Origin of the sequence: Mesorhizobium sp., assembly GCF_017306585.1 — a bacterium.
In the GTDB taxonomy this organism is placed as follows: Bacteria; Pseudomonadota; Alphaproteobacteria; order Rhizobiales; family Rhizobiaceae; genus Mesorhizobium.
On record NZ_JAFKIC010000100.1, the window covers coordinates 1 to 4,676 of the forward strand.

General features: G+C 64.7%; 3 protein-coding genes and 1 pseudogene. 3 read left to right on the forward strand and 1 reads right to left on the reverse strand.

Going from position 1 to position 4,676, the window contains the following annotated elements; genetic code table 11:
* Positions 1–148 (reverse strand): annotated as a pseudogene (locus tag J0I79_RS35095) (sugar ABC transporter substrate-binding protein); the annotation flags it as partial.
* Between the two features lie 12 nt (positions 149–160).
* On the opposite strand from J0I79_RS35095, the gene J0I79_RS03495 reads away from it, so the two are divergent.
* Genes J0I79_RS03495 through J0I79_RS03505 form a run of 3 tightly spaced genes read left to right on the forward strand, consistent with a single transcriptional unit; the run spans position 161 to position 4,619 of the window.
* A complete protein-coding gene (locus J0I79_RS03495) occupies positions 161–2,077 on the forward strand; it encodes an SMP-30/gluconolactonase/LRE family protein (protein WP_292855333.1) in 1,917 nt (638 codons plus the stop codon).
* Complete coding sequence (locus J0I79_RS03500; protein WP_292855334.1) at positions 2,074–3,123, forward strand: hypothetical protein; 1,050 nt, start codon at positions 2,074–2,076, stop codon at positions 3,121–3,123. Before J0I79_RS03495 ends, J0I79_RS03500 begins: the two co-directional genes overlap by 4 nt.
* Positions 3,123–4,619: a sugar ABC transporter ATP-binding protein gene (locus J0I79_RS03505; protein WP_292855335.1), complete on the forward strand. Its 1,497-nt coding sequence runs from the start codon at positions 3,123–3,125 to the stop codon at positions 4,617–4,619. Before J0I79_RS03500 ends, J0I79_RS03505 begins: the two co-directional genes overlap by 1 nt.
* The last annotated feature ends 57 nt before the right edge of the window (positions 4,620–4,676 follow it).

Consider the following 4,676-nt stretch of genomic DNA (forward strand, 5'->3'; position numbering starts at 1 on the left):
TCGCCTTCTCCAGCGTGTAGATGTAGGTGTGCGAGGTGCCGGCCGGCTGGCCGCTCTGCAGCAGGAACTTGATGATGGCGTTCATGTCGCCCGACTGGCGGGCGAGATCGGTCATCACCACGGCGCCGTAGGTGCCATCCGCCAGCTTGGCGAGTTCTACATGGTGGTCACCGGCATGACGGTGGTGATGCTGGGCGGCGGCATCGATCTCTCGGTCGGCTCGATCTTCGCGCTGTCGTGTTTCTCCGCCGTCTATGTCTTCTTCATCCTCGAACAATCGATCTGGCTGGCACTGGTGGCGGCACTGGCCACGGGCCTCGTGTTCGGCGCCATCAATGGCTACCTCGTCGGCTATCTCAGGCTGCGCGCCTTCCTGACCACGCTGGTCACTTTCATCTTCGGGCGGGCGCTGTTCGACATTCTCGTCACCACCTACGCCGCCGACGTGCAGCTCTCCCAGGCGAGTTCCAATGTGCTCGACTTCATCGGCGACGGGACATTCTGGGGCCTGTCGGTCTCGGTCTGGCTGGCGATCATCCTGGCCGTCGTGACGCACGTCGCGCTGACGCGCTCGCGACCCGGCTGGCATGTGCTGGCCGTGGGCGGTTCGCGGCGCTCTGCGCACAATGCCGGCATCCGCGTGCGCCGCACCGTGTTTATGACCTATGTCTTCTCCGGCTTCTGCGCTTCCATCGGCGGCTTCCTCATCGCATGCCGCTTAAGCGGGGCGGGCCCGGGCACCGGCCTCAACCTCGAGATCATGGCGCTGACGGCGGCGGTGGTCGGCGGCGTCAGCCTGGGCGGCGGTCGCGGCTCGGTTGTGAAAGGCCTGATGGGCGCCATCATCGTGCTGACCATGACGAACGGCCTGATCCGGCTGGGCTACGGCACCGGCACCAACCAGATGGTGCTCGGCATCATGCTGGCCGTCGCCGTCACCATCGATATCCGCTGGCTGAAGAACCGTCACAAGGTGCTGAACGAGGTCTATGTCGCACCGGTCTATCTCAAGATGGGCGAGACGCAGTCGGCCGTGCCCGGCTCGGGCACGCCATACGAGCTCGACAACCGGCTATCGTCGGCCGACCATATCGGGCTCGGCGAACTGGAAGGGCCCGAGGACGTCATCCTCGACCGCGACGACCACCTTTATTGCGGCACGCGTCATGGCGAGATCGTCCGCTTCTTCGCACCCGACTATGTCAGGTCGGAGGTGTTTGCCCATATAGGCGGCTTCCCGCTGGGGCTGGCTTTCGACAGATCAGGCAACCTGATCAGCTGCGTCGGCGCGATGGGGCTCTATTCCGTTTCGCCGGAGCGGGAGGTGAAACGCCTGTCGGCGGAGACGTCGCGGTCATGGACATCGATCGTCGACGACGCGCGGCTGCGCGACCCCAATGATTGCGACATCGCACCCGACGGCCGCATCTATTTCACGGACTCGACCAAGCGCTATGACGCCCATGACTGGGCGCTGGACTCGATCGAGAACCGCGCCACCGGCCGGCTGCTGGTCTACGACCCGAAGGACGGTTCGACGAAGACACTGCTCGACGGCTACCGCTACACCAACGGCGTGTGCATGGCGCATGACGGCAAGTCGCTGTTCTTCGCAGAAAGCTGGGCCTGCCGCGTGCACCGCTACTGGCTCGAAGGGCCGAAGGCCGGCACCGCCGAATGCGTCATCCGCGACATGCCGGGCTATCCCGACAACATCAACCGCGCTTCGGACGGCAATTACTGGATGGCGTGGCTCGGCATGCGCACACCGAGCTTCGACCTGTCGCTGCGCCACCCCGACATGCGCAAGCGCATGACGCGCCGGCTGCCGCAGGACGAGTGGCTGTTCCCCAACATCAACACCGGCGGCGTGGTGAAGTTCAACGAGAAGGGCGGCATCGTCGAGGCGCTGGGCGACCTCACCGGCGGCGCGCATCCGATGGTCACCTCGATGCGCGAGCACAAGGGTTTTCTGTTCGTTGGCGGCATCCTCAACAACCGCATCGGCCGCTACAAGATTTCGGGCGCCGATCCGGATTGGACCAGCCCCGCTTCCTACTGGGGCGCGAAGCCATGATCCTCGATCCGATCCTGGATGTCTTTCGCGGCAAGGCCGTGACCATTCCACCGCTGGATGGCGCCTTCCGGCCCAACACGCGGCTGGATGATGCGTCTGCGTTCGCGGAGCTCACCGAACCGGACAATCTGCTGGTAGCCGACGGCCGGCTGCTGGCGTCAGGTGGTAACGCCATCCATGCCCTTGCCGCCGGCGCCGTGCCTGTCGTGGTCGAGACTTGTCAGTCGCCCGTCACGGCATTGGCGCTGTCGCCATCGGGCGAACTGACGGTGGGACTGGAGAGCGGCAAGTTGCTGGTCGCGGGCAGGGAGGTTTCGCTCCCGGCCGGCGTCCGCTGCATCACCGCGCTCGCCTATGCCGAAGACGGTACGCTGTGGCTGGCCAACGGCTCGGCTGACCACGCGCCGTCGCAATGGGCGGCCGATCTGATGAAGAAGGGCGCTTCCGGTTCGCTGTGGGCGCGCGCGCCCGGTGGCGATTTCCGCAAGGTGGCTGGCGACATCGCTTTTCCCTACGGGCTGCATCCCGTCGGCGGCGATGTGCTGGTCAGCGAAAGCTGGCGACACCAGCTTCTGCGCGTGGGCGCGGACGGCAAACGAGCGACGGTGCTGGCGCATCTGCCCGGCTATCCAGCCCGACTGGCGCCGGCGACGGACGGCGGCGCATGGCTGACGCTGTTTGCGCCGCGCAACCGGCTGATCGAGTTCGTGCTGCAGGAAACGCACTACCGGCAGGACATGATCGACCAGGTTCCGCCGGCCTACTGGATCGCGCCAGCGCTTGCCTCCAACCGCAGTTTTCTCGAACCGCTGCAATGCGGCGGCATCCGCACCATGGGCATCCACAAGCCGTGGTCGCCCAGCCGCTCCTACGGGCTGGTGGTCAAGCTGGACCAGGCCATGCGGCCGCAATTCAGCCTGCACAGCCGCGCCAACGGCACGCGCCACGGCATCTGCAGCGTGGCGGAAAAGGATGGCCGGCTGTTCATCGCTTCGAAGGGCGGCGACTGCGTGCTTTCCGTCGACCTTGCTTCGGGAGGTTTCTGATGGAACCGATCGTTCGTCTGGAAAACGTCACCAAAAACTATCGCGGCGTGCCCGCGGTTAAGAACGTCACGTTCGATCTGCGCAAGGGCGAAATCCACGCCTTGCTCGGCGAGAATGGCGCGGGAAAATCGACGCTGACCAAGATCATCGCCGGCGTCGTCGACGCCACGTCGGGCAGGATGTTCCACAAGGGCGCCGAGATCGCCTACGCCTCGCCGCATGCGGCACTCGAGGCCGGCATTGCCATGGTGTTCCAGGAGACCAGCCTGGTGCCGTCGATGACGGTGGCGCAGAACCTCTATCTCGGGACCGAGAAATTCCTCAACCGGCTGCGCGGCACGTATATTTCGGCACAGCAATTCCTGCAGTCGCTGAACTTTCCCGTCGACCCGAACGCCATGGTGGCGACGCTGGGCGCGGCGAAGCGCCAGATGGTCGAGATCGCGCGCGCCGTCCACCACAATGCCGAGATCATCATCTTCGATGAACCGACGGCGACGCTGACGCCGGAGGAAAAGCGCCATTTCTTCGCGCTGATCCGGCGGCTGAAGGCGAACGGCGTGTCCATCGTCTTCATCAGCCATGCGCTGGAAGAGGCGCTCGCCATCGCCGACCGCATCACCATCCTGCGCGATGGCGAACTGGTCATCACCGACGACACGGCGGCCTTCGACCGCGACAGGATCGTCGCGGCCATGGTCGGGCGCACGCTGTCCGGTCAGATCTACCGCCAGCGCGACGAGGCGAAACTGCGCAAGGCCGGCAGGAAGGTGCTGTCGGTGCAGGACATTTCGATGAGCAATGTCGTGCGCAACAATTCCTTCTCCATCTTCGAGGGCCAAATAACAGGCGTGTTCGGTCTGATCGGCTCCGGGCGCACGGAGACCTTCAAGATCGTGTCCGGCATCTACAAGCGCGACTTCCTGCGCGGCGGCACGATCGAACTAGACGACAGGCCCGTGCGCTATCTCGTGCCCAGCGAAGCGGTGGCCGACGGCATCGTCTACGTCACCGAGGACCGCAAGAGCGAAGGCATCTTCGAGACGATGGGTATTGCCGAAAACCTGTTCGGCGGGCTGCTGGCGGCTGGCCGCGAAAAGGCCTGGGTGATCAACCAGCAGGAGATGCGGCAGCTTTCGGCCGAATGGACGAAGACGCTCAACATCAGGGCGATCAACGACAATGCGCGCGTGGTCGAGCTTTCCGGCGGCAACCAGCAGAAAGTGGTGATCGGCAAGGGCCTGGTGCAGAAGCCTCGCATCGTCATCTTCGACGAGCCGACGCGCGGCGTCGATGTCGGCGCCATCGCCGAGATCCACCAGATCATCAACCGGCTTGCCGACGAGGGCTTGGCCGTTGTCGTCATCTCGTCCTACCTGCCGGAGATCATGAACCTGTCCGACCGGATTCTGGTGTGCCGCCAGGGACGCATCGTGGAGGAGTTTTCGCCGGCGGAGGCCACGGAGGAGAAGATCATGTATGCGGCCGTGCATTAGGGGTAGCGAGGCCCATGTTGTTTCGTCATCCACGGGCGCAGCAAGGAGCGAAGCGAC

Coding starts and splice junctions, on each gene's coding strand:
- J0I79_RS03495 (WP_292855333.1), top strand. CDS start 161: ATGGTGGTCACCGGCATGACGGTGGTGATGCTGGGCGGCGGCATCGAT.
- J0I79_RS03505 (WP_292855335.1), top strand. CDS start 3,123: ATGGAACCGATCGTTCGTCTGGAAAACGTCACCAAAAACTATCGCGGC.
- J0I79_RS03500 (WP_292855334.1), top strand. CDS start 2,074: ATGATCCTCGATCCGATCCTGGATGTCTTTCGCGGCAAGGCCGTGACC.